Here is a 24,896-nt window from a genome sequence, read left to right on the forward strand (position 1 = left end):
ACGGTACCCCCAACCAGCGCCTGTCAGCCGAGCAGGACCACCTCGACCTCGGCGCCGGGCTCCACGGACTCGGTGTCCTCGGGGACGACGATCAGCGCGTCGGCGTGGGCGAGGGCCGCGACCAGGTGGGATCCGGCGCCGCCGACCGGGGTCACCCGCCCGTCGGCGTACGTGCCGCGCAGGAACTGGCGGCGGCCCTTCGGGGAGGTCAGCGCCTTGTCCGCAATCAGGGTCGCCCGGGTCGTCGGCCGGTGGACGTCCTCCAAGCCCATGAGGGCGCGGATCGCGGGGCGGACGAACAGCTCGAAGGACACGTACGACGACACCGGGTTGCCGGGCAGGGCCAGCAGCGGCGTGTGGTCGGGGCCGATGGAGCCAAAGCCCTGGGGTTTGCCGGGCTGCATGGCGAGCTTGCGGAACTCGATGCCGCTGCCGGCCTCATCCTCGTCGGCGACGTGGGACAGGGCCTCCTTGACGACGTCGTACGCCCCGACGCTCACACCGCCGGTGGTGACCATCAGGTCGGCGCGGACCAGCTGGTCCTCGATGGTGGAGCGCAGGGTCTCGGCGTCGTCGGCTACGGCGCCCACCCGGTAGGCGATGGCGCCGGCGTCGCGGGCGGCGGCGGTGAGGGCGAAGCTGTTGGAGTCGTAGATCTGACCCGTGCCCAGTTCCGCGCCGGGCTGGACGAGTTCGCTGCCGGTGGAGAGCACCACCACGCGCGGGCGCGGGCGCACGCGGACCGTGCCGCGGCCGATCGCGGCCAGCAGACCGATCTGGGGCGGGCCGAGGACCGTGCCGGCCTCCAGGGCGCGGTCGCCGGCCTTCACGTCACTGCCCTTCGCGCGCACATGCGCGCGGGCCTCGGCCGGGCGGTACACGTGCACGTGCCCGGTGGCGCCCTCGAGGCCGAGGCTGCGGGCGCGCATCCCGGCCACCGGGCCCTCGCCGAGCCCGCCGTCGGTCCACTCGACGGGCACGACCGTCTCGGCGCCGGGCGGCAGCGGGGCGCCGGTCATGATGCGGGCGGCCTGCCCGGGGCCCACGTGGAGCGGCTCGGACTGGCCCGCGGCGACGTCCCCGACGACCTCCAGGGCCGCCGGGAACTCCTCGCTCGCGCCCGCGACGTCCGCGACCCGTACCGCGTAGCCGTCCATCGAGCTGTTGTCGAAGGGCGGCAGGGACACCGGCACCGTGATGTCCTCGACGAGGACGCAGCCCTGGGCGTCGAGCAGATGCAGCTCGATGGGGTCCAGGGGGCGCACGGTGGCGAGGATGTCCTCCAGGTGCTCCTCCACCGACCAGAGGTGGTCGGGGCCGAAGTGGTCCTGGCCGGTGACGCGGGGCGCGGCGCTGCTCAACGTGTTACATCTCCTCGGCTACGTAACTGCGAAGCCAGGTCCGGAAGTCCGGGCCCAGGTCTTCACGTTCGCACGCGAGTCGGACAATGGCACGCAGGTAGTCGCCGCGGTCGCCGGTGTCATAACGGCGGCCCTTGAAGACGACGCCGTGCACGGGGCCGCCGATCTTCTCGTCGGCGGCGAGCTGCTGGAGGGCGTCCGTGAGCTGGATCTCACCGCCGCGGCCGGGCTCGGTCCGGCGCAGTATGTCGAAGATGTGCGGGTCGAGGACGTAGCGACCGATGATCGCGTAGTTGGACGGGGCGTCGGCCGGGTCGGGCTTCTCGACGAGGCCGCTGACCTGGACGACATCGCTGTCCTCGGTGGTCTCGACGGCCGCGCAGCCGTAGAGGTGGATCTGCTCCGGGGCGACCTCCATGAGCGCGATGACGCTGCCGCCGCGCTGCTCCTGGACCTCGACCATGCGCTGGAGCAGCGGGTCGCGGGGGTCGATCAGGTCGTCGCCGAGGAGGACGGCGAAGGGCTCGTCACCCACGTGCGGGGCGGCGCACAGGACGGCGTGGCCGAGGCCCTTGGGGTCGCCCTGGCGGACGTAGTGCATGGTCGCGAGGTCGCTTGACTCCTGCACCTTGGCGAGGCGGCCGGCGTCGCCCTTCTTCTGAAGCGCCGACTCCAGCTCGTAGTTGCGGTCGAAGTGGTCCTCCAGGGGGCGCTTGTTGCGGCCCGTCACCATGAGGACGTCGTCGAGACCCGCGGCGACGGCCTCCTCGACCACGTACTGGATCGCCGGCTTGTCGACGACCGGCAGCATCTCCTTGGGAGTGGCTTTGGTGGCCGGCAGGAACCGGGTGCCGAGGCCTGCTGCGGGAATGACAGCCTTGCTGATCCGAGGGTGCGACTGAGTCATGCCCGCCACCATATCCGGTGCCTTTGCATGGAATCTGCGGCTCCGGTTCATAGGCGCTCATATGAGCGTATTGCAACGGTACGGGAGCAACCTTTGAGTCACATCGGACGTCCGGGCGAGCCTGACAAGCGGAGTTTGCGGCGCGAGATCCTCGCGGTGAGGAACAGATTGACGGCGGATGACCTGCGGGAAACCTCGTCCGCGCTGGCCCGGCGGGCGCTGGAGCTGCCCGAGTTGGCGCGGGCCGGCACGGTGGCGGCATACGTCTCCGTGGGGAGCGAACCGGGGACGCTCGCGCTCCTGGACGCGTTGCGCGCCCGGGGCGTACGCGTCCTGCTGCCGGCCCTGCTGCCCGACAACGACCTGGACTGGGGCGTCTACGAGGGCGAGGGCTCGCTCGCGCGCGTCCAACACGGCGGCAGGATGGCCCTCTACGAGCCCGCGGGCGAGCGCCTCGGGCCGGACGCCGTGACCACCGCCGACGCCGTGCTGCTGCCGGGGCTGGCGGTCGACACGCGCGGGATGCGGCTGGGACGCGGCGGAGGCTCGTACGACCGTGTGCTGGCGCGGCTGGAACGGGCGGGCGCGCGTCCTGCGCTGGTGGTGCTGTTGTACGACACCGAGGTCGTCGGGTTCGTGCCCGCCGAGCCCCACGACCGGCCGGTGCGGGCGGTGGTGACGCCGTCGGGGGTACGCCGGTTCGGGCACCACACCTGACGCGAAGCGGCCCTCCACGCCTGCGTGGAGGGCCGCTTCGGTTTCCGGTGTCAGTGGCTCACGGTTTGAGCACCAGCTTGTCGGCCGTGCCGTCCTCGACCGCCTGGTCCGAGAAGGACCACGGGAGCAGTTCGCCGTCGGCCCACTTGTCCGTCTGGTCGACGTAGTGGGCGCTGTAGGCGTGCCCGGAGGCGCCGCTGAGGTTGATCCAGCGGGACTTGTCGAGGTCGCCGAGGTTCACGACCATCCGCATGGACGGCACCCACACCACGCCGTAGCCGCCGGCCGCGTTCCAGCCGGTCGCGTTGACGGTCGCCTCGCCACCGCTGAGCTCCCAGGGGCCGCGGTTGAGGGCGTACTGGAGGAAACCGGGGCCCTCGGTGCCGAGGGTCTCGTTCTTCAGGAACAGGCGGTGCAGCCGGCCCAGGTCCAGGTGTCGATGTCCTTGCCGAGCTTGGCGGTCAGCTCCCAGCGGGCGTCGATCATCGCGCGCCTGAACAGCTGGTCGCGGTTGACGGCGGCGGGGCGGGTGCCCGCCTTGGGCGTCTTCCACCAGTCGCTGTCCGGCTGGTCCATCAGTTTGCGGACCACCTCGAACCAGCGGTCGCCGCCGTCGGGCTGCGCCTGGTCGGGGTCGCGCTCGCCGCACTCGCGCACCTTCTCCGCCTCGTCGGCGGGCCCGGTGGTGTTGACCGGCTCCACCCACAGGCACTGGCCCTTGACCCGCAGCTCCTTGGGCAGCTTGTTGCCGAAGGCGAGCTTGAGGATGTTGCGCCAGACGGCGTTGAAGTAGGCGGCCGCCGCCGAGTCGGTGTCCTGGGTGTAGTCCCAGCCCTCCAGCAGCTTCTGCGCCTCGCGCACGTCCTTGTCACCGGTGTCGATCTTCAGCAGCGTGGGCACCAGCAGCCGGGCGATCTCGCTGCTGTTGTCCAGCTGCATCTGGCGCATGTCGTCGGTCGAGATCTTGCCCCCGTCCTTGATCTTCGACTGGATCAGGTCGGTGATCCGCTGGCTGCGCGTGCCGTAGCCCCAGTCCTTGGTGAGGGTGTAGGGGTACTTGTCCGGGTCGATCACGGCCTGGTTGGCGGTGACGATGTAGCCGCGATCCGGGTTGTACTCGTACGGCAGCGCGTCCTGCTCGATGTAGCCGGTCCAGCGGTACTTGGGGTCCCAGCCGGGCGCCGGGACGGAGCCGTCGTCGTCCTGGGAGCGCTTGGGGATCCTGCCCGGCAGGGTGTAGCCGATGTTGTCCTCGGTGTCCGCGTAGATCAGGTTCTGGGAGGGCACGTCGAACAGCGCGGCGGCCTTGCGGAAGTCGGTCCAGTTCTTCGCCCTGTCCATGGCGAAGACGGCGTCCATGGTGGTGCCCGGCTGAAGCGCGGTCCAGCGCAGCGCGACGCCGTAGCCGTCGCCTCTGTCGGGTGCGGCGGTGTCGACGGTGGCCTTCTTGCCGACCTTCACGAGCTCCTTGGCGCGGTCGGACAGCAGGGGCCCGTTGTTGGTCTCGCGGACGACGATCTTCCTGGGCGATTCGCCGGCGACCTTGATGGTCTCCTCGCGCGTCTCGAAGGGCTTGACCTTGCCGTCGTAGAGGTAGCCGTCGCCGGTGATCTTCTCCAGGTAGAGGTCCGTGACGTCGACGCCGGAGTTGGTCATGCCCCAGGCGATGTCCTGGTTGTGACCGATTATCACGCCGGGCATGCCGGCGAAGGTGTAGCCGCTGACGTCGTACTGGCACGCGCTGGAGACGCTGCGGCAGTGCAGGCCCATCTGGTACCAGACGGACGGCAGCGAGGGCGACAGGTGCGGGTCGTTGGCCAGCAGCGGCTTGCCGGTGATGGTGTGCTGCCCGCCCACGACCCAGGAGTTGGAGCCGATGCCGTCGCCGTTCACGCCGACGGCCGGTGGGAGGTCGCTCAGGACGTCGCTGAGGCCGGTGAGCTGGCTGTCCAGGCCCGAGGTGCCGGAGGCCGTGCCGGAAGCCGCGCCCGAGGTGCCGGAGGCCGTGCCGGAAGCCGCGCCCGAGGTGCCGGAGGCGGTGCCCGCCGTGCCGGCGGTTCCGCTCGTGCCCCCTGTGCCCGTGCCGCTGGTGCCGCCCTGCTCGAACGCGCCCGTCAGCTCGTCGTACTGGCCCTCCTGGACGATCGCCTGGTTCCGGCTGTACGGGTACTGCGGGTACAGCTCGGCGATCTGCTGCGGGCCGAGGCGGCTGGTCAGCAGGGCGCGGTCGATCTCGTCCTGCATGTTGCTGCGCAGGTCCCAGGCCATCGCCTTCAGCCAGGAGACCGAGTCGACCGGGGTCCACTTCTGCGGCTTGTAGTCGTTGGTGAACCCGAGCGCCGCGTACTCCAGGGAGATGTCCTTGCCGTCCTTGCCCTGGAGGTAGGCGTTGACCCCCTCGGCGTAGGCCTGGAGGTACTTCTTCGTGGCGGCCGACAGCTTGGTGTCGTACTCCTCCTTGGCGACCCGCTCCCAGCCGAGCGTGCGCAGGAACTCGTCGTTGTCGACCTGGCTCTTGCCGAACATCTCCGACAGGCCAGGCGGCCATGTGACGGCGTACGTCCATCTCGTAGAACCGGTCCTGCGCCTGGACGTAGCCCTGCGCCATGAACAGGTCCGCGTCGGAGGAGGCGTAGATCTGCGGAATGCCGTAGTTGTCCCGTTTGACCTCGACGGGTCCCGAGAGGCCCTTGAGCGTGAGGGAGCCCTTGGTCTGCGGGAAGGAGGCGCGGACGGTGCTGATGGACCAGTACGCCCCGAAGGCGACGCCTCCGATCAGTGCCAGCACCAGGACGAGCACGATCAGACGTGCTTTGCGCCCCTTTCTCCTGCCGGACTTGCCGGGCTGCTGACCCGTGGAGGCGGTGGTGTCGGTGGGCATCGCTGTCCTTGCTGTCCTAAGTCGAGCGGCAGGTTCGGCTGTGCTTTTAACTGAGCGCTGGAGCAACGATAGGCGCAGGGCCTTGCGCCCCTTGACGCGGAGTCGGGAACCGGCATTGACGGACGTTCGATCTCGCCCTCGGAAGCGTCAAGAAATCGTCAAGAGTTAGGTAAGGTAACGAAGTAGTTGGCGCGATGCGCCGCAGCTTCGTGTGCGATGTACGTGAGCCCACGCGCGCGTGCGTGTGAGCCAGGGAAGGATTCGGCCGCTGACTGTTCACCACCTCAACCAGCTCCTGCTCGTCTGCTCGCTCGTCCTGCTCGTCGCCGTCGCAGCGGTACGGATCTCCTCGCGCAGCGGGCTCCCCAGCCTGCTCGTCTACCTGGGGATAGGCGTCGCCATGGGCCAGGACGGCATCGGCGACATCCACTTCGACAACGCCGAACTGACCCAGGTCATCGGATACGCGGCCCTGGTCGTGATCCTGGCCGAGGGCGGTCTGGGCACGAAGTGGAAGGAGATCAAGCCGGCCCTGCCGGCCGCCACGGCACTGGCGCTGGCCGGTGTCGCGGTGAGCGTCGGGGTGACGGCCTCGGCCGCGCACTACCTGATCGGGCTGGAGTGGCGGCAGGCGCTGATCATCGGGGCGGTCGTCTCCTCGACCGACGCGGCGGCCGTGTTCTCCGTGCTGCGGAAAATCCCCCTCCCCGCGCGCGTGACGGGCACACTGGAGGCGGAGTCCGGCTTCAACGACGCCCCGGTGGTCATCCTCGTGGTCTCGCTGTCCACGGCGGGTCCGGCCGAACACTGGTACGTGCTGCTGGGCGTGATCCTGCTGGAGCTGGCCATCGGCGCCGCCATCGGACTCGCGGTGGGCTGGCTGGGCTCCTGGGGGCTGAGGCACGTGGCACTGCCGGCCTCCGGCCTGTACCCGATCGCCGTCATGGCCATCGCCGTGGTGGCGTACGCGGCCGGCGCGCTGGCCCACGGCAGCGGGTTCCTCGCGGTGTACCTCGCCGCGATGGTGATGGGCAACGCGCGGCTGCCGCACTGGCCGGCCACGCGCGGCTTCGCCGACGGGCTCGGCTGGATGGCCCAGATCGGCATGTTCGTCCTGCTCGGCCTGCTGGTCACCCCGCACGAGCTGGGCGACGACATCGTGCCCGCGCTCGTCATCGGGCTGGTGCTGACCATGGTGGCGCGTCCGCTGAGCGTGGTGGTCTCCCTGTGGCCCTTCCGGGTCCCGTGGCAGGAACAGGCCCTCATGTCCTGGGCGGGGCTGCGCGGGGCGGTGCCCATCATCCTGGCGACCATCCCCATGGTGGAGGGCGTGGAGGCGAGCCGCCGGATCTTCAACATCGTCTTCATCCTGGTCGTCGTCTACACCCTGGTCCAGGGCCCGACGCTGCCGTGGCTGGCCCGCACCCTGCGCCTGGGCGACGGTTCGGAGGCCGCCGACCTCGGCATCGAGTCGGCCCCGCTGGAGCGGCTGCGCGGGCATCTGCTGTCGGTGGCGATCCCCGAGGGGTCGAAGATGCACGGCGTGGAGGTGGGCGAGCTGCGGCTGCCGTCCGGTGCCGCCGTGACGCTCGTCGTACGCGCGTCGGAATCGTTCGTTCCGCTGCCCACGACGGTGCTGCAACGCGGGGACGAGCTCCTCGTCGTGGCCACGGACCCCGTCCGGGACGCGACCGAGCGCCGGCTGCGCGCGGTGGGCCGCGGCGGCAAGCTGGCCGGATGGCTGGGGACGGACGGGGCGAGTCGTTGAGGGCGGTTTTACGCGCTTCGCAGCGCCCTGGTTTCGCAGGTGGGCGTCCCCGGCGTGCTGTTTTTCACAGGCAGGCCGCGCGAGGCGCCTGTACGATGAAGGCGTTACCCAAGATCGAACCAACTCTGCCTGACGCAGAGCTGGCGCGACCGTATGGCGGTCGGGTCGCCCCTCCTCACCGGGCCCCGGCATCTACCGCAGTTCCGCGCAAGAGGACAGCTCTCGGCGCCGCCCGCTGACGGGCCCGCGCTACCAGGTGGCAGAAAGGCACGGGCCGTGGCATCCACGGTCACCTCGAAGAAGTCGATGACCTCGAAGAACTCGACGACCTCGAAGAAGTCGACGGCTTCCGCCCGCCCGGGATACGGCCGGTTGCTGCGCACCCGCGGCGCCTGGACGTTCCTGCTCCCCGGCTTCGCGGCGCGCCAGCCGTTCGCGATGCTGACGATCTCCATCGTGCTGCTGGTGCAGCACACCACCGGCTCGTACGGAGCGGCGGGCGCCGCCGCGGCCGTCACCGGTGTCTCCATGGCACTGTTCGCGCCCTACAGCGGACGCCTCGCCGACCGCTACGGGCAGCGTGCCGTGCTGATCCCCGGCGTGCTGCTGCACGCGCTGTCCGGGCTGACGCTGACGGCGCTGGCGCTCATGGACGCCCCCTTGTGGGCGTTGTTCGTGGCGGCCGTCCCGACCGGTGCCTCGGTGCCGCAGGTCGGGCCCATGGTGCGGGCCCGCTGGGGCGTGAAGCTCAAGGACTCGCCGCTGATGACCACCGCGGCGGCCTTCGAGTCCGTCACGGACGAACTGACCTTCGTCGTCGGCCCGCTGCTGGCCACCGCCCTGTGCACGGCCGTCGACCCGGCCGCCGGCTTGCTGACGGAGGCCTCGCTGACCCTGATCGGCGGATTGCTGTTCGCCGCGCAGAAGAGCACTCAGCCCTCGGTCGGAGGCGACGGCCACGCGCGCGTGGAGCACGCTTCCGCACTGCGGGTCCCCGGGGTGCGCGTACTGATCGTGACCTTCCTGGGCATCGGCACCGTCTTCGGCGGCATGCAGGTCTCGCTGGCCGCGTTCACCGAGTCGATCGGCGAGCCGGGCCTGAACGGCGTCCTCTACGGGATCTTCGCCGCGGGCAACATGCTCTCCGGCGTCGTCTGCGGCGCGATCGCCTGGAAGGTGGCCCCGCAGCGGCGCCTCGTCGTCGGCTACACGGCGCTCGCACTCACCGCGTCGGGCCTGTGGGCCGCCCACTCGGTGCCGGTCCTCGCCGGGCTCGGCCTGCTGGTCGGCATGTGTATCGCGCCCGCCCTGATCACCGGTTACACCCTGGTCGAGAGCCTGGTCCCGGCCGGTGCCCGTACCGAGGCCTTCACCTGGCTGACGGGCGCGGTGGCGCTCGGCCAGGCGGCCGCCGTCACGGTCTCCGGGCAACTGGAGGACCGCTTCTGGGACGGCGCCGGTTTCCTGGTGCCGATGGGCGGCACCGTGCTCGCCCTGGTGACCCTCCTGGCCCTGCGTTCCCGGCTGGCGGGCCGTGCCCAGGGCCGCACCGTCGCACGTGGCGTGGATCACCGCGTGCCGGTGGCAGTGGACTGAACGGCCGGAATACGTCAAGATGGATCGTCGTTAGCACTCATCGAGTGAGAGTGCCAGGAGGAAGACAGTGCCCACCTACCAGTACCAGTGCACCGAGTGCGGCGAGGGCCTCGAGGCGGTGCAGAAGTTCACCGACGACGCCCTCACCGAGTGCCCCAGCTGCAAGGGCCGCCTGAAGAAGGTCTTCTCGGCGGTCGGCATTGTTTTCAAGGGCTCCGGCTTCTACCGGAACGACAGCCGCGGCTCCTCGTCGAGCAGCGCCCCGGCGTCGAAGTCGTCGAGCACCTCCTCGTCGTCCTCCGACTCCGGCTCCAGCGCCGGCTCCGGCTCCGGCTCCGGTTCGAGCACGTCGTCGAGCACCGGCAGCTCCACCAGCAGCAGCACCGCCGCGTAAGGCCTGCTTCTTACGGGACCCTGTCGCCTTGCGGCGACGGGGTCCTCGGCATTTCCGCGTGCGGTTAGGGTGCGGGCATGGCGAACAAGGCGAACGTGGCGAACGCGCGCGGCGGGGCGAACGTGGAGGGCGCCGGGATCGGCGTCATCGGCGGCTCGGGGTTCTACTCCTTCCTCGACGACGTGACCGAGGTCCAGGTCGACACCCCGTACGGGCCGCCCAGCGACTCCCTCTTCCTCGGCGAGGTCGCCGGCCGGCGCGTCGCTTTCCTGCCCCGGCACGGACGGGGCCACCATCTGCCGCCGCACCGGATCAACTACCGGGCGAACCTGTGGGCGCTGCGGTCGGTCGGCGTGCGCCAGGTGCTCGCCCCGTGCGCCGTCGGCGGTCTGCGTCCCGAGTACGGGCCGGGCACGCTGCTGGTGCCGGACCAGTTGGTCGACCGCACGAAGTCCCGCGCGAACACGTTCTTCGACGGGCTGCCGCTGCCCGACGGGACCGTGCCGAACGTGGTGCATGTGTCGCTGGCCGATCCCTACTGCCCCGCCGGGCGGGCCGTCGCGCTGAAGGCTGCGCGCGGCCGGGACTGGGAGCCGGTGGACGGGGGCACGCTGGTCGTCGTCGAGGGGCCGCGCTTCTCGACCCGTGCCGAATCGTTGTGGCACCAGGCGCAGGGCTGGTCGGTGGTGGGCATGACCGGCCACCCCGAGGCGGCGCTCGCCCGCGAGCTGGAGCTCTGCTACACGTCCCTGACCCTGGTCACCGATCTCGACGCCGGCGCCGAGACCGGGGAGGGCGTCTCGCACGACGAGGTACTGCGGGTGTTCGCGGCGAACGTGGACCGGTTGCGGGGCGTGCTGTTCGACGCGGTGGCGGGGCTGCCGGGGGAGGACGAGCGGGGCTGTCTGTGCGTGAATGCGTTGGGTGGGATGGATCCGGGGTTTGCGTTGCCGTAGGCGGTGGGTGCCGGGTGTCGGGCGACGCCCGGAGGACCCGGGTGGCCTGGATGGCCTGGATGGCCCGGATGGCCCGGATGGCCGACGGGTGATGGTTGATGACCGATGGGCGACGGGGCGGAACTCGCCGTTCGGGTGAGGGAGTTGTCCACAGGGCGGCGGTAGGTCCACAGGCCTGAGCACGCGTTGGCCGGAAGCCTCATCGTGGGGAGCGCAAGCCGATCGCTCGTCACAGGTGGTGGTCCCTCATGTCCCATGCTCCGTCCCCCTCTTCCTCACCCCGCCGTCTTGGTCGGCTGCCGCATGCCCGCCCGGCCCCGAGGTGCCGGCGGTGCGTGAGGTGCCGCGCTTCGACCCCGTACGGGTACGCGGCGGCCGGTCGGGCCGGCTCGTGCGGCACCGGCGGCGGGCCCTGGCCGTGGGGCTCGCGGTCACCGCGACCGCGCTGGTGGCGGCGGGACCGCGGGGCTCCGACGGGGCCCGCGGGCATCCCCGGGCTCAGCCTCCCGCGCACGCGACCCCGGTGTCCGGGGAGCAGCCCGTGCGGACGCGTCGTGCCGTGGGGGCGGTGTCGGCCCCGGTCCGGATCGCCGACGCGGCCACCGTGCGCCTGCTGCGGCCCGGCGACCGGGTCGACGTCATCGCCGCCGAGGAGACGGTGTCGGGCGGCGATGCCCGGGTGGTCGCCCGCGGGGCCAGGGTGACGAAGGTGCCGGAACCGCTGGAGGGCGCGAACGACGGAGGAGCGCTCGTCGTGCTGTCGGTGCCGCGGGGCACGGCCGCCCGGCTGGCCGGTGCGAGCGCCACCGCGCGGTTGGCGGTGACGCTGTGGTGACGGGCGCCGCGACGATGACGGGCGACGCCATGGTGACGTGCACGGTCCCGTCAAGTCCCTCGTTCGAGGGACCCGGGTGCTCCGTTCGGAGCAACGTTGACGTAGGTTGCGGAGCGTTTTGTTCCGCAAGCTGCTCGTGCGAGGAGAGACCCCGAGGTGAGCGAGAAGAAGGAACCGAGCGTCTGGGAGGGCTTCAAGGCCTTCCTGATGCGCGGCAACGTCGTCGATCTGGCCGTGGCGGTGGTGATCGGCGCCGCCTTCACCAACATCGTCAACGCCGTGGTGAAGGGGATCATCAACCCCGTCGTCGGGGCCATCGGGACCAAGAACCTCGACCACTACAGCTCGTGTCTGAGCTCGACGTGCGAGGGCGAGCAGGGCATCCGGATCCTGTGGGGTTCCGTCCTGGGCGCCACGCTGAGCTTCGTGATCACGGCGGCGGTCGTGTACTTCCTGATGGTCCTGCCCATGGCGAAGTACCTGGCCCGGATGGAGGCCCGCCGCAAGGCGAAGGAGGGCGCACAAGAGGTCATGGAGGTGACCGAGCTGGAGGTGCTGAAGGACATCCGGGACGCGCTGGTCGCGCAGCGCGGCTCCGGGCACGACCGGCAGTAGCGCTACGGGCCGCCGTCCGACTGGCTCAGAGGTGGTGGGGCGGCTTCTCGTCGAGGAAGCGCTTGAGGTCGGCCGCTCCGCCGCCGGCGTCGGAGCGCTCGCCCCAGCCGCGGTCGGTGTCGTCGGAGGACTGCTGGTCGAGCGGGTCGTCGAAGACCAGCGCGGGCTTCGGCGCGCGCGGCTCGGGCTCGGGGGCGGTGCTCATGCGTCCAGGGTACGGTCGCGGAGGAAATCCCCGCGCCCTCCGTCGTGCTAGGAATCATGATGTCCAGCCCCATTCCCCCGCCCGTTCCCTCCGGCGCGTCCGGCGGCCGGGGGCCGCTGCGCAAACTCAGGGCCCGCGGACGCGACGAGGAGCACCGGGCGGCCTCGCCGCTGGAGCTCTTCTTCGACCTGTGCTTCGTCGTGGCGGTGGCCCAGGCGGGCATCCAGCTGGTGCACGCCGTCGCCGAGGGGCATGCGGGCGAGGGGGTCCTCGACTACGCGATGGTGTTCTTCGCCCTGTGGTGGGCGTGGATGAACTTCACATGGTTCGCCTCGGCGTACGACAACGACGACGTGCTCTACCGGGTCGTCACGCTGGTGCAGATCGCCGGTGTGCTGGTCCTCGCGGCGGGAGTCTCCCGGGCGTTCGGGGAGCACGAGTTCTTCGTGGTCTGGCTGGGCTACCTGATCATGCGGATCGCCCTGGCGGCGCAATGGCTGCGGGCGGCCCGCTCCAGCGAGGGCCCGGAGCGTACGACGGCCCTGCGCTACGCCGGTGGCGTGCTGCTGTGCCAGGCCGGCTGGCTGGGGCTGCTGTTCCTGCCCGAGGGGGCCCGACCCTGGTGGTTCCTGGTGATGGCACTGCTGGAGATGTGCGTGCCGCCGTGGGCGGAGAAGGACCATCCCACGTCCTGGCATCCCCGCCATATCGCGGAGCGGTACGGGCTGTTCACCATCATCGTCCTCGGCGAGACGATCGCCGCGGCCACGGTCGCCGTGAAGTCCGCCATCGACGAGAACGACGCCCTGGGCGAGCTCCTCCCCATCGCGGCGGGCGGGCTGCTGGTCATCTTCGCCGCGTGGTGGGTCTACTTCGTGGTGCCCATCCACGAGCATCTGCGGTCCAACCGCCAGGCGTTCCTGTGGGGCTACGGCCACTATCTGGTCTTCGCCTCGGCGGCCGCGATCGGGGCCGGGCTGGAGCTGGCGGTGGAGCAGACGGTCGGCAAGGCGCACATCTCCACGCTGTCGGCGTCGGCCGCGGTGACCCTGCCGACGGCCCTGTACCTGCTGACTCTGTGGGCCCTGCACTCGCGGCACTTCAAGGCGGGCATCGCCCAGCAGCTGGTGCTGCCGACGACGGCACTGCTGGTGATCTGCTGCACGTTCCTAGGCGACTGGGCGGTGCTCGCGGCGGGCGTGGGCTGCGCGCTGTCTGTGGTGGCGGGAGAGACGCTGGCCCTGCGCAGGGCCGCCCGGGTGGGCGGGCCCGCGGCACCGGCCGGGTGACGGCGCCCGCGAGGTCCCGCGTCCCTGTGAGCCGGGCGGGCTGACGGCGCCGACCGGTACGCCCGACGGGGTCGAACCAGCTGGGTTGCCCCGCGCGGCTCACCGTACGCCCGACGGGGGCCGGTGTCTGGACGAGACTGGGCGCCATGACAGTTGACGCTCTGGTGGACGCTCTGACGGATGTCCCCGGCCTGCGGGTGGGGCACGCTACACGCGACGGCGACGGTTGGCTCACCGGCACCACGGTGGTGCTGGCCCCGGAGGGCGGGGCGGTGGCCGCCGTGGATGTGCGGGGCGGTGGTCCCGGCACCAAGGAGACGGACGCGCTCGACCCGCGCAACGTGGTGCGGAAGGTCGAGGCGATCGTGCTGACCGGCGGCAGCGCGTACGGGCTCGACGCGGCTTCGGGGGTGATGGCCTGGCTGGAGGAACGGGGGCGCGGAATCCGGGTCGGGGCGGACCCGGCGCATGTCGTGCCGGTGGTGCCGGCCGCCTGTGTCTTCGATCTGGGGCGGGGCGGCGACTTCCGGGCCCGGCCGGACGCGGCGACCGGCCGGGCGGCGGTCGAGGCGGCCGCGGCGAGCGAGCCCGGCGCACCGGTGCCCGAGGGATGTGTGGGCGCCGGTACGGGGGCGGTGGTCGGGGTGGTGAAGGGTGGCGTCGGCGGCGCGAGCACCGTGCTCGGCTCGGGGATCACGGTGGCCGCGCTGGTGGTGGCCAACGCGGCGGGATCGGTGCTGGATCCGGAGACGGGGGTGCTGTACGGGGAGTTGTTCCAGGGGCGCGTGGAGTACCCGGAGGCGCGGATGCACGAGGCCGCGCAGCGGCGCCTCGCCGAGACGGCGGCGAGGAGCGCGCCTCCGCCGCTCAACACCACGCTCGCGGTGGTCGCCACGGACGCGGACCTGTCGAAGGCGCAGGCGCAGAAGCTGGCCGGCACGGCACACGACGGCATCGCCCGCGCGGTGCGGCCGGTGCACCTCCTCAACGACGGGGACACGGTGTTCGCGCTGGCGACCGGAGACCGCGCTCTGGACGCCGCGAACCCGCTCGCCCTCAACGAGATCCTCGCGGCGGGCGCGGACGTCGTGACCCGGGCGATCGTGCGGGCCGTGCGCGCCGCGGTGCCGGTCGAGGGTCCGGGCGGGGCGTGGCCGTCGTACGGGGAGTTGTACGCGGGCCGCTGAACAGGCCTGCGGCGCACAGCGCATCCACAGCGGGGCCGGACTTTGTCGCGGTTCTGTCACGTGACGGCGTTCACCGCGCACGGACGGAACCCGACCGGCCGTCCGGCCCCTCTTCCCTCACGTACTGGAGCGGACCACGCACATCACTCGAACTGGGAGCAGCCCGTGACAACGCCGGACATTGCAGCGCGGCGCAAACTGGGGGCCTGTGCCGCCCTGATGGTCGGCGCCCTGACGCTCACCGCCTGCGGTGGCAGCGCCAACGCCAAGGACGAGGCCAAGGGTGGCGACGGCTCGGCGAAGACGTCCGTCGCGAAGATCGCGATCTCGGCGAAGGACGGTTCGACCGACGCCTCCATCAACTCGACCGGCGTGAAGGTCAGCGACGGGAAGCTGACCGACGTGAAGATGACGGTGGCGGGCAGCGATCAGGCCGTACCGGGCTCGATCTCCTCCGATGGCAAGGCCTGGAAGCCGAAGGAGCAGCTGGAGCGCGGCACGAAGTACCAGATATCGGCGACCGCGAAGGACGCGAACGGCCGTACGGCCGCCGCGAACTCCATCTTCACAACGGTCACCTCGGCGAACAGCTTCATCGGCACGTACACGCCGGACAACGGCACCACGGTGGGTGTGGGCATGCCGGTGTCGTTCACCTTCGACAAGGCCATCACGAACCGCAAGGACGTGCAGTCGCACATCACGGTCACGTCCAGCAGCGGGCAGAAGGTCGTCGGGCACTGGTTCGGCTCGCAGCGGCTCGACTTCCGGCCCGAGGAGTACTGGAAGGCCGGTTCCAAGGTCACGATGAAGATCGACCTGGACAGGGTCGAGGGCGCGAACGGCGTCTACGGCGTGCAGAAGAAGACGGTCACCTTCACGGTCGGGCGCTCGCAGGTCTCCACGGTCGACGTCAACACGCAGACCATGACGGTCGTGCGGGACGGCAAGACCCTCAAGACGATCCCGATCTCGGCGGGCAGCCCGGAACACACCACGTACAACGGGCAGATGGTGATCTCCGAGAAGTTCGTGCAGACCCGGATGAACAGCCGGACGGTCGGGCTGGGCGGTGAGTACGACATCCCGGACGTGCCGCACGCGATGCGCCTGACGACGTCCGGCACGTTCATCCACGGCAACTACTGGTACAACAAGGGCAATCCGCCCTTCGGTCGCCAGGGCACCAGCCACGGCTGCGTCGGCCTCGCGGACGTCCAGGGCGCCGGCGGCAGCACACCCGCCAAGTGGTTCTACGACAACTCGCTCATCGGGGACGTGGTGGTCGTCAAGAACTCCCCCGACCAGACGGTGGCGCCGGACAACGGGCTCAACGGCTGGAACATGGCGTGGAGCCAGTGGGTCGCGGGCAGCGCCGCGTAAGCGGATGAACGACTCCCCCATCTGGGGTTCTTGACGGATCGGCCGGGCCGCGCGGGAACATTTCGCGCGGCCCCTGCGTTTTCCTGGACGTACGTTTTCTCGGTTCCCGGACATGATGTCCGACCGAGGGACTACCGTATGCACCCACAAGGTGACATGCAGCAACGCCGGGAGAAACCTTGAGCGTTCCGTACGAGACGGCAGCGTACGAACCCCACGACTCGCCCGAGTCTCCGGAGGAGCATCTCGCGCGACTCCTCGGCCGCGCCCTGAACTCCTTCGAGCTGCCGGACGAGACGATAAGACGGCTCGACTGCGCGCTGGCGCACGACAGTTCGCTGCACTCCGCGCACCACAGCGCGGGCCTGCACCGGGAGACGTACCGGCACACGTGGCTGCTCGCCGACGGTTCGGCGCTCACGCTCTGGGAGCTCGTCCACAACACCGCGCCGGGCAGCGAGCCGCAGCACGAGGTGCATGTCGACGAGGAGGAGCTGCGCGCCGCCACCACGCGCCTGCCGCTGCCGCCGGACACGCCCGACTTCGAGCTGCCGGTGACGGTGCAGCTGTCCCCGATCCCCGCGCCCCGGCACGCCTACGCCGGGGACGACTCGGCGGACCACGCGCGGCGTTTACTGCGCCGCGCGGAGAACGCGGACCGGCCGGGCGACGACACGGCGGCCCTGCTGGCCACGGCGTCCGGTCACCAGATCACCCAGGCCTTCGGCCGGCCGTGCCGCGCGGGCCGGGCGGGGCTGGGCTACTCGCTCTACGAGCACGCGTTCCTGCTGCGCGACGGCGCGGAGGTCTCCCTCTGGGAGGTGGAGCACACGGCGACGCCGGACGGGCGGCACATGTGCGAGGTGTACGCCAGCGAGGACGCGGCGCGGGAGGCGATGGAGCGGCGCGCGGCGCAGCTGTCCTAGATCCAACGCCGGTCTGAGTCACCGGCATCGGGCCTGGATCTCCAGCTGTCCGAGAGCCCTAGACGAGTAGTTCCGATGTGGCTCAGTGGTCGTAGGCGATGAGTGACCTGGTGACGGGTGCGCCGATGGTGCGGTTGTGCCAGATCGCGCAGGTCATCGCGAGGATCCGCTGGGCCACCCGGACGCCGACGCCTTCGATGGTGCGGCCGCCGTGCTGTTCGAGGTCGAGTTGGCCTTTGAGGGTGTCGTTGACCGACTCGATCAGCTGCCGCACCGTCTTGAGCAGGGCTTCTGCGGGCTGTGGGGTGCCGCGGTTGCGGTAGGAGGGCCGCAGCAGGCTGATACCGCGGGCGGCGAGGAAGCGGTCGAGGTCGGCGGCGATGTAGCCCTTGTCGGCCAGGATCAGCAGGCCCGGCCGGGTGGCTGCCAGATGAGGTTCGTCATCGATCAGGGCGGCCAGGACCTGCCGCTCGTCGATCTTCGGGTCGGCCAGGGCCCAGGTCACGGGCAGGCCGGCCGGGGTGCACACCAGGTGCAGCTTCAGGCCCCAGTAGAAGCGGGAGTGGGAGCGGCAGTAGCCGTAGTTGGCCCAGCCGGCGAGGTCGGAGCGTTTGACGGTCTCGCGGGAGCGGGCGCACTCGACGGGCGTGGAGTCCACGATCCACACGTCGTCCAGCCATAGGTCGGTGTCCGCGGCCAGTGACCGGATGGCCCGCTTGACCAGGGGCAGAGCGGCTCGCAGCCGCTTGTTGTAGGCGGGCCGCTGCGGCAGGTACGGGAACATCCCGTGCAGGTGCGCGTGGGCAAAGCGCAGCCATCGGGCCTCGCAGTGGAAACCCAGCACGGCCTGGGCCACCGCCAGGGTCACCAGCTCGGCATCGGTCAGCCGCGGCGGACGCCCCCGCCACCGCAGGGTCTTCAAACGGTCATCGACATGCACGTACAGTGCCGTCAAGAGGGTGTCTAAATCGGTCGTCACAACCCGATGTTGGACACCCTCCCTCCGTCTGAGAACCCCGCATTCGGAACTACTCGTCTAGCTGTCGGAGAGCCCTCTGTCGCCGAGTTGGCGCACCAGCTCGGCGAAGGCGTGTCTCTCCTCCGGGGTCAGTTCCACGGACTCCGACCGGGAGCCCGTCTGCCGCTGCTGCGGGAGGGCGGGGAGAGGGTGACCTTCGGGCCATCGGGAGACGTGCTCGGGCATGCGACCCAGTAGACACCACGGCCCGGGACTTCGGTCCCGGGCCGTGATTTTCGTGATCTATCTCGCAGGTGGCATGAACGGTTCACACACCCTGAAAGGGGGCGAACGGCAGCGGGCTCACGCGGCCACCGGCTGCGGCTTCTCCGCCGCCGGGGCGGTGTCCCCGCCGCGGGCCGTGGTGACGCCCGGGCCGGCTTGCGCAGGCCCTTGAGGACGACCACCAGGGCCGTGGTGACACAGACACCCGCGGCGATGGCGACCAGGTAGAGCAGCGGGCTGCCGATGAGCGGGACCACGAAGATGCCGCCGTGCGGGGCGCGCAGGGTGGCGCCGAAGGCCATCGACAGGGCGCCGGTGATCGCGCCGCCCGCCATCGAGGCCGGGATGACGCGCAGCGGGTCGGCCGCGGCGAACGGGATCGCGCCTTCGGAGATGAAGGAGGCGCCGAGCACCCAGGCGGCCTTGCCGTTCTCGCGCTCGGTCTGCGTGAAGAGCTTGCCGCGCACGGTCGTGGCGAGGGCCATCGCCAGCGGTGGGACCATGCCGGCCGCCATGACCGCCGCCATGATCTTCATCGCGGAGTCGCTGGGGCTGGACACCGCGATACCGGCGGTGGCGAAGGTGTAGGCGACCTTGTTGACGGGGCCGCCGAGGTCGAAGCACATCATCAGGCCGAGGAGGGCGCCGAGCAGGATGGCGTTGCTTCCGGACAGGCCGTTCAGCCAGTCGGTCATGCCCTTCTGCGCCTCGGCGATGGGCTTGCCGATGACGACGAACATCAGGAACCCGACGATCGCCGAGGAGATCAGCGGGATCACCACCACGGGCATGATGCCGCGCAGCGCGGCCGGGATGTTCACCTTCTGGATCGCCATCACCACGCCACCGGCGATCAGACCGGCCGCGAGACCGCCGAGGAAGCCCGCGTTGATGTTGAACGCGATCATGCCGCCGACGAACCCGGGGACGATACCGGGCCGGTCCGCCATGCCGTAGGCGATGTAGCCGGCCAGGACCGGGACGAGGAAGCCGAAGGCGACGCCGCCGATCTGGAAGAGCAGAGCCGCCCAGCTGTCGGCCTGCGCCCACATGAAGTGGTCCATCACCGACGGGGCCTTGTCGACCTTGTAGCCGCCGATCGCGAAGCCGAGGGCGATCAGCAGACCTCCCGCCGCGACGAACGGCACCATGTAACTGACGCCGGACATCAGCCACTTGCGCAGCTTGGTGCCGTAGCCCTCGCCGGAGTCGCCCGAGCGCTCCACCGGAGAGGCCGGGGCGGAGCCGGAGGTGACCTCGCCGCGGGCGGCCTTCTCCCGGACCTCGGCGATGAGTTCCGCGGGACGGTTGATACCCGCCTTCACACCGACGTCGACGGTCGGCTTGCCGGCGAACCGCTCCTTCTCCCGTACGGGCACGTCGTGGGCGAAGATCACGGCGTCCGCCGCCGCGATGACCGCCGGGTCGAGCCGGGTGAAGCCGGCCGAGCCCTGGGGCTCGACGGTGACCTCGACGCCCGCCTCGCGGCCGGCGTTCTCCAGCGACTCGGCCGCCATGTAGGTGTGGGCGATGCCGGTGGGGCAGGAGGTGACGGCGACGATGCGGAACGGGCGCTCCTCCGCGTCAGCGGTGTCGTCGACGTTGTCGGTGACCGTGGCGGCGGCGGGAGAGGCCGCTCCCGCCGACGCCACGGGGTCTTCGGAGCCTGCCTCGGCGGGCTCGCCGGGCGCGTCGCCGCGGATCAGCGCCGCCGCGGCCGCCGCGTCGCCCACCGCGCGCAGGGCGTCGGTGAACTCCGTGTTCATCAGCTGCCGGGCCAGCGACGACAGGATCGTCAAGTGGGCGTCGTCGGCGCCGGCCGGCGCGGCGATCAGGAAGATCAGGTCGGCGGGGCCGTCCGCCGCGCCGAAGTCGATGCCGTCGACGCTGCGCCCGAAGGCGAGCGTCGGCTCGGTGACGTGCTCGCTGCGGCAGTGCGGGATGCCGATGCCGCCGTCGAGGCCGGTCGGCATCTGGGCCTCGCGGGCGGCCACGTCGGCGAGGAAGCCCTCCAGGTCGGTCACCCGGCCCAGGGCCACCATGCGCTCGGCGAGGGCACGCGCCGCCGCTTCCTTGGTGTCGGCGGACAGGTCGAGATCGACCAGGTCCGCGGTGATCATGTCGCTCATCGCGGGCTCCTTAGCGCGCGTATCGCCCGGTCAGTCGGATGGGCGGGGGAAGGGACGGGGATGCGGTGGGGGGTGACGGGGGTGGGAGCGGGGAGTAACGGGGAGACTCCCCGCTCCTGGACCGGTTCGGGCGGCTCGAGGTACGTCATGACACCGGCTCCTTCAGCATCCGGTCCGCCGGGACGTCCGCCGTGACCGTCACCGCGGCCGGGTCCAGGTCGCCGGGCTCGGGCATGACGCTGCCGGGCAGCTGGACGGCCGCCGCGCCATGGGCGACCGCGGAGGCGAGGGCCTCGGGGCCGCTGCCGCCGGCGATCAGGAAACCGGCGAGGGAGGAGTCGCCGGCGCCCACGTTGCTGCGTACGGCGTCCACGCGGGCGCTGCCGAACCAGGCGCCCTCGTCGGACACCAGCAGCTGCCCGTCGGCGCCGAGGCTGGCGAGCACGGCCCGGGCGCCCATCTCGCGCAGCTCCTCGGCCGCCTTCACGGCGTCGCCGACGGTGGCGAGGGGGCGACCGACGGCCTGCGCGAGCTCCTCGGCGTTGGGCTTGACCACGTCGGGCCGCTCGCGCAGGGCCGCCAGGAGGGCGGGACCGGAGGTGTCCAGGGCGATCCGGGCACCGGCGGCATGCGTGCGGGCGACCAGCTCGGCGTACCAGGAGGGGGCGAGGCCGCGCGGGAGACTGCCGCAGCAGGCGATCCAGGAGGCGTCGCGGGACTGCTGCCGCACGGTCTCCAGGAGCAGTTCCCGCTCGGCATCGGACAGTTCGGGGCCCGGCGCGTTGATCTTCGTCAGGACGCCGTCGGCTTCCGCGAGGGCGATGTTGGAGCGGGTGGCCCCGGCGACCGGGACCGGGGCGACCTCGATGCCCTGCGCGTCGAGCAGGTCGGCGACGAGCGCGCCCGGGGCACCGCCCAGGGGCAGGACCGCCACCGTGCGCTGCCCGGCGGCGGCGACCGCGCGGGAGACGTTCACACCCTTGCCGCCCGGGTCCATCCGCTCGCCGGTGGCGCGGATGACCTCGCCGCGGTCGAGGGACGGCACCTCGTAGGTGCGGTCCAGGGACGGGTTGGGGGTGACGGTGAGGATCATGCGCGCACTACTTCCGTGCCGCCGCGCTCGATGGCGACGGTGTCTTCGGGGCTCAGCCCGCTGTCGGTGATCAGCAGGTCCACGTCGCTCAGGTCGCCGAAGCGGGCGAAGTGCTCCTGGCCATGCTTGGAGGAGTCGGCGAGCAGCACCACGCGGCGGGCGGCGGCCACGGCCGCGCGCTTCACTGCGGCCTCGGCGAGGTCGGGGGTGGTCAGGCCGTGCTCGGCGGAGAAGCCGTTGGCGGCCACGAACAGCACGTCGGCGCGGATCTCGCCGTACGCGCGCAGCGCCCAGGCGTCCACGGCGGCGCGCGTACGGTGCCGTACGCGCCCCCCGATGAGGTGGAGCTGGATGCCGGGATGGTCGGCGAGGCGGGCCGCGATGGGCAGGCTGTGCGTGACGACGGTGAGCGACGCCTCCAGCGGGAGGACCGCGGCCATTTTGGCCACCGTCGTCCCGGCGTCGAGGATCATCGTGCCCTCGGTCGGCAGTTCCGCCAGGGCCGCCTTGGCGATGCGGTCCTTCTCGTCGGGGGCCGTCGTCTCGCGCTCGGCGAGGTCCGGCTCGAAGTCGAGGCGCCCGGCCGGGATGGCCCCACCGTGCACCCGGCGGACCAGTCCGGCGCGGTCGAGGGCCTTCAGGTCCCGGCGGATCGTCTCCGCCGTCACCTGGAACTCCTCGGCCAGCGACACGACATCCACTCGGCCGCCGTCACGGGCGAGCCGGAGGATCTCCTGCTGCCGCTCCGGTGCGTACATGTCTGTTCGCCTCCGCCTCGTGCCCGAACGTGTGGTTTCAGCGGGAGGCTACGCCGACATTTCCACGAAGTAAACAGGTTCGGACCCAATCGGGCATGATCAGAAACAGAAATGGGCTCGGCACTCATGTGCCGAGCCCGTCCTGCGACGATTGCCGGACGATGGTCAGGGGACCGACGCCGGGGGGCCGTGATGGTTGAGCGCGCGAGGGTGGGCCCCCTCGGCGGCGGGCCGGCGAGGGGCCGGGGGGCCGCCTCGGGAATCTCATCCTCAGCCGGATCAGTCGTCGGCCACGGCTGCCGTCATACCGCCACCACACGAAGAGCGGGGTGCTCCTCGGTGTTGAGGTACACCCGTTCCTTCTTGCCCTCCTGCTCCAGCTCAACCACCAGGCGGTACCGGTACAGTCCGGGCTTCGCGGTGCTCAGTACGGTGCCGGCCCAGTAGTAGTAGACCGGGGTCATCGGGGAGCGCATGCGGTCCGGGCCGCCGTAGATCTTGAGTTCGGTGAGCAGCTTGTTCTCGGCGACGTCCTCTTCGTCGCCCTTCTCGGTGTCCAGGACGACGATGTTGTTGATCTTGGGCATGGGTGGCCAGGTGCCGTCCAGCCGCTTTTCCATGTCGACGGGGCGGATGATCCAGTTCAGAACCTGGCCCTGCTTGCAGACGGTCTCCAGCTTGTGTGTGCCCTGACCCTCGCCTCCGATGCTGTTGTCCATCATGTACATCGCGTCGCGCAGGGCCCCCGTCGCGACGGCCTTCTCCATGTCGACGAGCGTGACGATGTTGAGCTGGACCGAGTTCAGCTGGCCGGGGTTCTGCTTCTGCTCCGCGGGGTTGAGCGTGGTGCTCATCAGCGTTTCTCCTTCGGATGCACCGTTGAACGGGCCGCGCGGCCTGGCTAACCGACCAGGGCGGGCGAGAGGGCGGTGGTGATGGGGTCGTTCCTCGTCCCCACCTGGAAGCTGATCCGGTAGGGGACGGCACCGTCGATGTCCTTCTTCACCGTGCCCGTCCAGTAGGCGACGTCGGTGTTCGGATACACCTTGCGCTCCGGTTCGCAGACGGTCTTGTCGATGTCGATTCCGTGGATCGCGACGTGTGCCTCGCACTCCAGGGCGATCGTGGTCCACAGCAGATGGTCCCCGCGCTTGACCTTGGTCTTCAGCTCCTGCGTGCCGAAGCCCGTCGAGCCGCCGGACTTGTTGGTGTCGTACAAATAGACCTCACCGCTGGTGCTGTCGCTCGCCAGTACGCCAACGGCGTCCACCACAGCCGTGATGGTGATCGGTCGTGAGGTCGTCGTCTGCTTCTGCTTGGTGGACGTGGTCATCTGCTGCTCCTCAGTGTTGGGATGCTGTGGGTTCTGTCGTTGCCGCGGGTGCCGCGGGTGCCGCGGGTGCGGTGCTGGGTTGGGACGGCAGGGAGGGGATGGGGAGATAGCCCATGCCCGCCTTGGTGAAGGCGTTGCGCTTGGGCTCGGTGGTGATCTTCAGGCTGGATCGGCACGTGAAGTTCACCGGCTCCCAGAGGATTTCGCCGTCGCGCTGCACCAGGTCGTGAAGCTGGATCCGCATCTCGTACGTGTAGGTGCCGGGCCGGGAGGTATCGACGGAGGCCGCCCAGTACCAGCCGCCGGTCACCAGGTCCGGGGAGCCGTACTCGGCGGGATAGATGACCTTCTCGTCGACGGCCTGGCCGAAGACGTCGGTGATGGTCGGCGGCGGGTAGCTGTGCGCCTCGCTGCCCACTTCGGTGACGACGTGTCCGGTGACATCCAGCACCTTCTGGCCCCGGCTGCCGCGCCCGTGGGCATTGGCCCGCTTACCGAGCGCCTTGCGGAGGCGCTCCAACTCGGCGGCTTCAGGGGCGCTGGAGCCGTTGGCGATGGATTCCAGTTCGGTCAGCACCTCCTCGTCGCTGCACTGGGAGCGCTCGGCCACGTAGCCGCGTGGCACGCTCGGAGGGAGGGAACCGAGGCTGTACGGCAGCCAGTTGAGGACCTGCTCCGCCGCCTGCGAGCCGTCCCGCCAGTAGGAGCCGTGAATCGCGGTGACCAGGTTCTCGGTGCCCTGGTTCCGGGAACCGTACAGTTTCGCGTTGTCGAACCAGTAGGTGTTGCCGCTCAGTGTCCGCTCCGCCAGCGCGTTGGCGGTGTCCACGAGCACGATGATGCCTAGCTGCTGAGGCATGAACCTGCCTTTCTCCTCGAGTGGTCGGTCACGCGCACATCAATGCGGGCGAATCGATGAACATGACGCTGTTCTTGCCCTCGTACATCTGGAGTTCCAGGCGGTACTTGTAGGGCACGCCGATGCCCATGGAGGGCGGAACGATCCCGGCCCAGACGTCGAGGTCGAGCTTTTCTCCTTCCTCGGACCAGTCGGACGGCCGGTACCCGACGTGCCCGTTCGGCGAGTCGAGGAAGGTGATGCTCTTGATCTCCACCGGTGTCTGGAGGTCGACAGCGAGGGCCTGCCACTGCACGATCTGCCCCGGCCGTACGACGGTGCACAGGTCCGGAGTTCCCTGGCCCGCGCTGTGGAAGGAACCGTCGTCGATGAGCGACAGATTCCCGTTGTGCAGGGTGCGGTCGGATAGTGCCCCGATACTGTCCACCAGGGCGATGATGTTGACTTGCGATTTCATTTCA

General features: G+C 70.6%; 22 protein-coding genes and 1 pseudogene. 11 read left to right on the plus strand and 12 right to left on the minus strand.

Translation table 11 applies throughout. The features are described 5' to 3' along the window. Positions 1 to 23: 23 nt before the first annotated feature. Positions 24 to 1,361 (minus strand): gephyrin-like molybdotransferase Glp, encoded by a 1,338-nt coding sequence (gene glp / locus V8690_RS17290; protein WP_338779891.1) that lies wholly within the window; start codon positions 1,359 to 1,361, stop codon positions 24 to 26. A gap of 4 nt (positions 1,362 to 1,365) precedes the next feature. Beyond that, a complete protein-coding gene (gene galU, locus V8690_RS17295) occupies positions 1,366 to 2,268 on the minus strand; it encodes a UTP--glucose-1-phosphate uridylyltransferase GalU (RefSeq protein ID WP_338779892.1) in 903 nt (300 codons plus the stop codon). 93 nt (positions 2,269 to 2,361) lie between these two features. On the opposite strand from galU, the gene V8690_RS17300 reads away from it, so the two are divergent. After that, positions 2,362 to 2,985, plus strand: coding sequence for a 5-formyltetrahydrofolate cyclo-ligase (locus V8690_RS17300; RefSeq protein ID WP_338779894.1), 624 nt, complete (start codon positions 2,362 to 2,364; stop codon positions 2,983 to 2,985). 58 nt (positions 2,986 to 3,043) lie between these two features. Here the strand turns inward: V8690_RS17300 and V8690_RS17305 are convergent. Next, positions 3,044 to 5,866 (minus strand): annotated as a pseudogene (locus V8690_RS17305) (penicillin acylase family protein). 238 nt (positions 5,867 to 6,104) lie between these two features. On the opposite strand from V8690_RS17305, the gene V8690_RS17310 reads away from it, so the two are divergent. The 6 genes from V8690_RS17310 (at position 6,105) to mscL (ending at position 12,030) form a co-directional block, all read left to right on the plus strand. Continuing rightward, positions 6,105 to 7,634: a potassium/proton antiporter gene (locus V8690_RS17310; RefSeq protein WP_338779896.1), complete on the plus strand. Its 1,530-nt coding sequence runs from the start codon at positions 6,105 to 6,107 to the stop codon at positions 7,632 to 7,634. 276 nt (positions 7,635 to 7,910) lie between these two features. Continuing rightward, positions 7,911 to 9,230, plus strand: coding sequence for an MFS transporter (locus V8690_RS17315; RefSeq protein WP_338779898.1), 1,320 nt, complete (start codon positions 7,911 to 7,913; stop codon positions 9,228 to 9,230). A 67-nt stretch (positions 9,231 to 9,297) separates the two neighbouring features. Continuing rightward, the gene (locus tag V8690_RS17320) at positions 9,298 to 9,624 is read left to right on the plus strand and encodes an FmdB family zinc ribbon protein (protein ID WP_338779900.1); all 327 of its coding nucleotides are present in this window, start codon (positions 9,298 to 9,300) and stop codon (positions 9,622 to 9,624) included. 77 nt (positions 9,625 to 9,701) lie between these two features. Then, entirely contained in the window at positions 9,702 to 10,580 is an 879-nt protein-coding gene (locus tag V8690_RS17325; protein WP_338779902.1) for an S-methyl-5'-thioadenosine phosphorylase, read from the plus strand. A gap of 340 nt (positions 10,581 to 10,920) precedes the next feature. Next, positions 10,921 to 11,415, plus strand: coding sequence for a hypothetical protein (locus tag V8690_RS17330; protein ID WP_338785385.1), 495 nt, complete (start codon positions 10,921 to 10,923; stop codon positions 11,413 to 11,415). A gap of 156 nt (positions 11,416 to 11,571) precedes the next feature. Continuing rightward, positions 11,572 to 12,030 (plus strand): large conductance mechanosensitive channel protein MscL, encoded by a 459-nt coding sequence (gene mscL / locus V8690_RS17335; protein ID WP_338779904.1) that lies wholly within the window; start codon positions 11,572 to 11,574, stop codon positions 12,028 to 12,030. Between the two features lie 25 nt (positions 12,031 to 12,055). Here the strand turns inward: mscL and V8690_RS17340 are convergent, their stop codons facing one another. Next, positions 12,056 to 12,235, minus strand: a complete 180-nt coding sequence (locus tag V8690_RS17340) for a hypothetical protein (RefSeq protein WP_338779906.1) — start codon at positions 12,233 to 12,235, stop codon at positions 12,056 to 12,058. A gap of 56 nt (positions 12,236 to 12,291) precedes the next feature. On the opposite strand from V8690_RS17340, the gene V8690_RS17345 reads away from it, so the two are divergent. The 4 genes from V8690_RS17345 to V8690_RS17360 all read left to right on the plus strand — a co-directional run bounded on the left by V8690_RS17345 (position 12,292) and on the right by V8690_RS17360 (position 17,020). Beyond that, on the plus strand, positions 12,292 to 13,524 hold the full coding sequence (locus V8690_RS17345; RefSeq protein ID WP_338779907.1) for a low temperature requirement protein A: 1,233 nt from the start codon (positions 12,292 to 12,294) through the stop codon (positions 13,522 to 13,524). 146 nt (positions 13,525 to 13,670) lie between these two features. Further along, the gene (locus tag V8690_RS17350; RefSeq protein ID WP_338779908.1) at positions 13,671 to 14,711 is read left to right on the plus strand and encodes a P1 family peptidase; all 1,041 of its coding nucleotides are present in this window, start codon (positions 13,671 to 13,673) and stop codon (positions 14,709 to 14,711) included. Between the two features lie 165 nt (positions 14,712 to 14,876). Next, a complete protein-coding gene (locus V8690_RS17355; protein WP_338779909.1) occupies positions 14,877 to 16,094 on the plus strand; it encodes an Ig-like domain-containing protein in 1,218 nt (405 codons plus the stop codon). 179 nt (positions 16,095 to 16,273) lie between these two features. Beyond that, positions 16,274 to 17,020, plus strand: a complete 747-nt coding sequence (locus V8690_RS17360; RefSeq protein WP_338779910.1) for a DUF6227 family protein — start codon at positions 16,274 to 16,276, stop codon at positions 17,018 to 17,020. Positions 17,021 to 17,102: 82 nt separating this feature from the next. Here the strand turns inward: V8690_RS17360 and V8690_RS17365 are convergent, their stop codons facing one another. The 8 genes from V8690_RS17365 to V8690_RS17400 all read right to left on the minus strand — a co-directional run bounded on the left by V8690_RS17365 (position 17,103) and on the right by V8690_RS17400 (position 24,892). Next, entirely contained in the window at positions 17,103 to 17,999 is an 897-nt protein-coding gene (locus V8690_RS17365) for an IS982 family transposase (RefSeq protein ID WP_338779912.1), read from the minus strand. Positions 18,000 to 18,127: 128 nt separating this feature from the next. Continuing rightward, positions 18,128 to 20,392 carry a fructose-specific PTS transporter subunit EIIC gene (locus V8690_RS17370; protein WP_338779914.1) on the minus strand — a complete coding sequence of 755 codons (2,265 nt, stop codon included), beginning with the start codon at positions 20,390 to 20,392 and terminating at the stop codon, positions 18,128 to 18,130. Positions 20,393 to 20,537: 145 nt separating this feature from the next. Then, positions 20,538 to 21,485, minus strand: a complete 948-nt coding sequence (pfkB, locus tag V8690_RS17375) for a 1-phosphofructokinase (protein ID WP_338779915.1) — start codon at positions 21,483 to 21,485, stop codon at positions 20,538 to 20,540. After that, complete coding sequence (locus V8690_RS17380; protein WP_338779916.1) at positions 21,482 to 22,243, minus strand: DeoR/GlpR family DNA-binding transcription regulator; 762 nt, start codon at positions 22,241 to 22,243, stop codon at positions 21,482 to 21,484. Before V8690_RS17380 ends, pfkB begins: the two co-directional genes overlap by 4 nt. Before the next feature lie 302 nt (positions 22,244 to 22,545). Beyond that, a complete protein-coding gene (locus tag V8690_RS17385) occupies positions 22,546 to 23,097 on the minus strand; it encodes a hypothetical protein (protein ID WP_338779917.1) in 552 nt (183 codons plus the stop codon). Positions 23,098 to 23,144: 47 nt separating this feature from the next. Then, positions 23,145 to 23,576, minus strand: coding sequence for a hypothetical protein (locus V8690_RS17390; RefSeq protein ID WP_338779918.1), 432 nt, complete (start codon positions 23,574 to 23,576; stop codon positions 23,145 to 23,147). Positions 23,577 to 23,586: 10 nt separating this feature from the next. Continuing rightward, the gene (locus tag V8690_RS17395) at positions 23,587 to 24,435 is read right to left on the minus strand and encodes a hypothetical protein (protein WP_338779919.1); all 849 of its coding nucleotides are present in this window, start codon (positions 24,433 to 24,435) and stop codon (positions 23,587 to 23,589) included. Between the two features lie 28 nt (positions 24,436 to 24,463). Next, positions 24,464 to 24,892 (minus strand): hypothetical protein, encoded by a 429-nt coding sequence (locus V8690_RS17400; protein WP_338779920.1) that lies wholly within the window; start codon positions 24,890 to 24,892, stop codon positions 24,464 to 24,466. Positions 24,893 to 24,896 lie beyond the last annotated feature (4 nt).

The organism is Streptomyces sp. DG1A-41 (assembly GCF_037055355.1).
GTDB lineage: Bacteria > Actinomycetota > Actinomycetes > Streptomycetales > Streptomycetaceae > Streptomyces.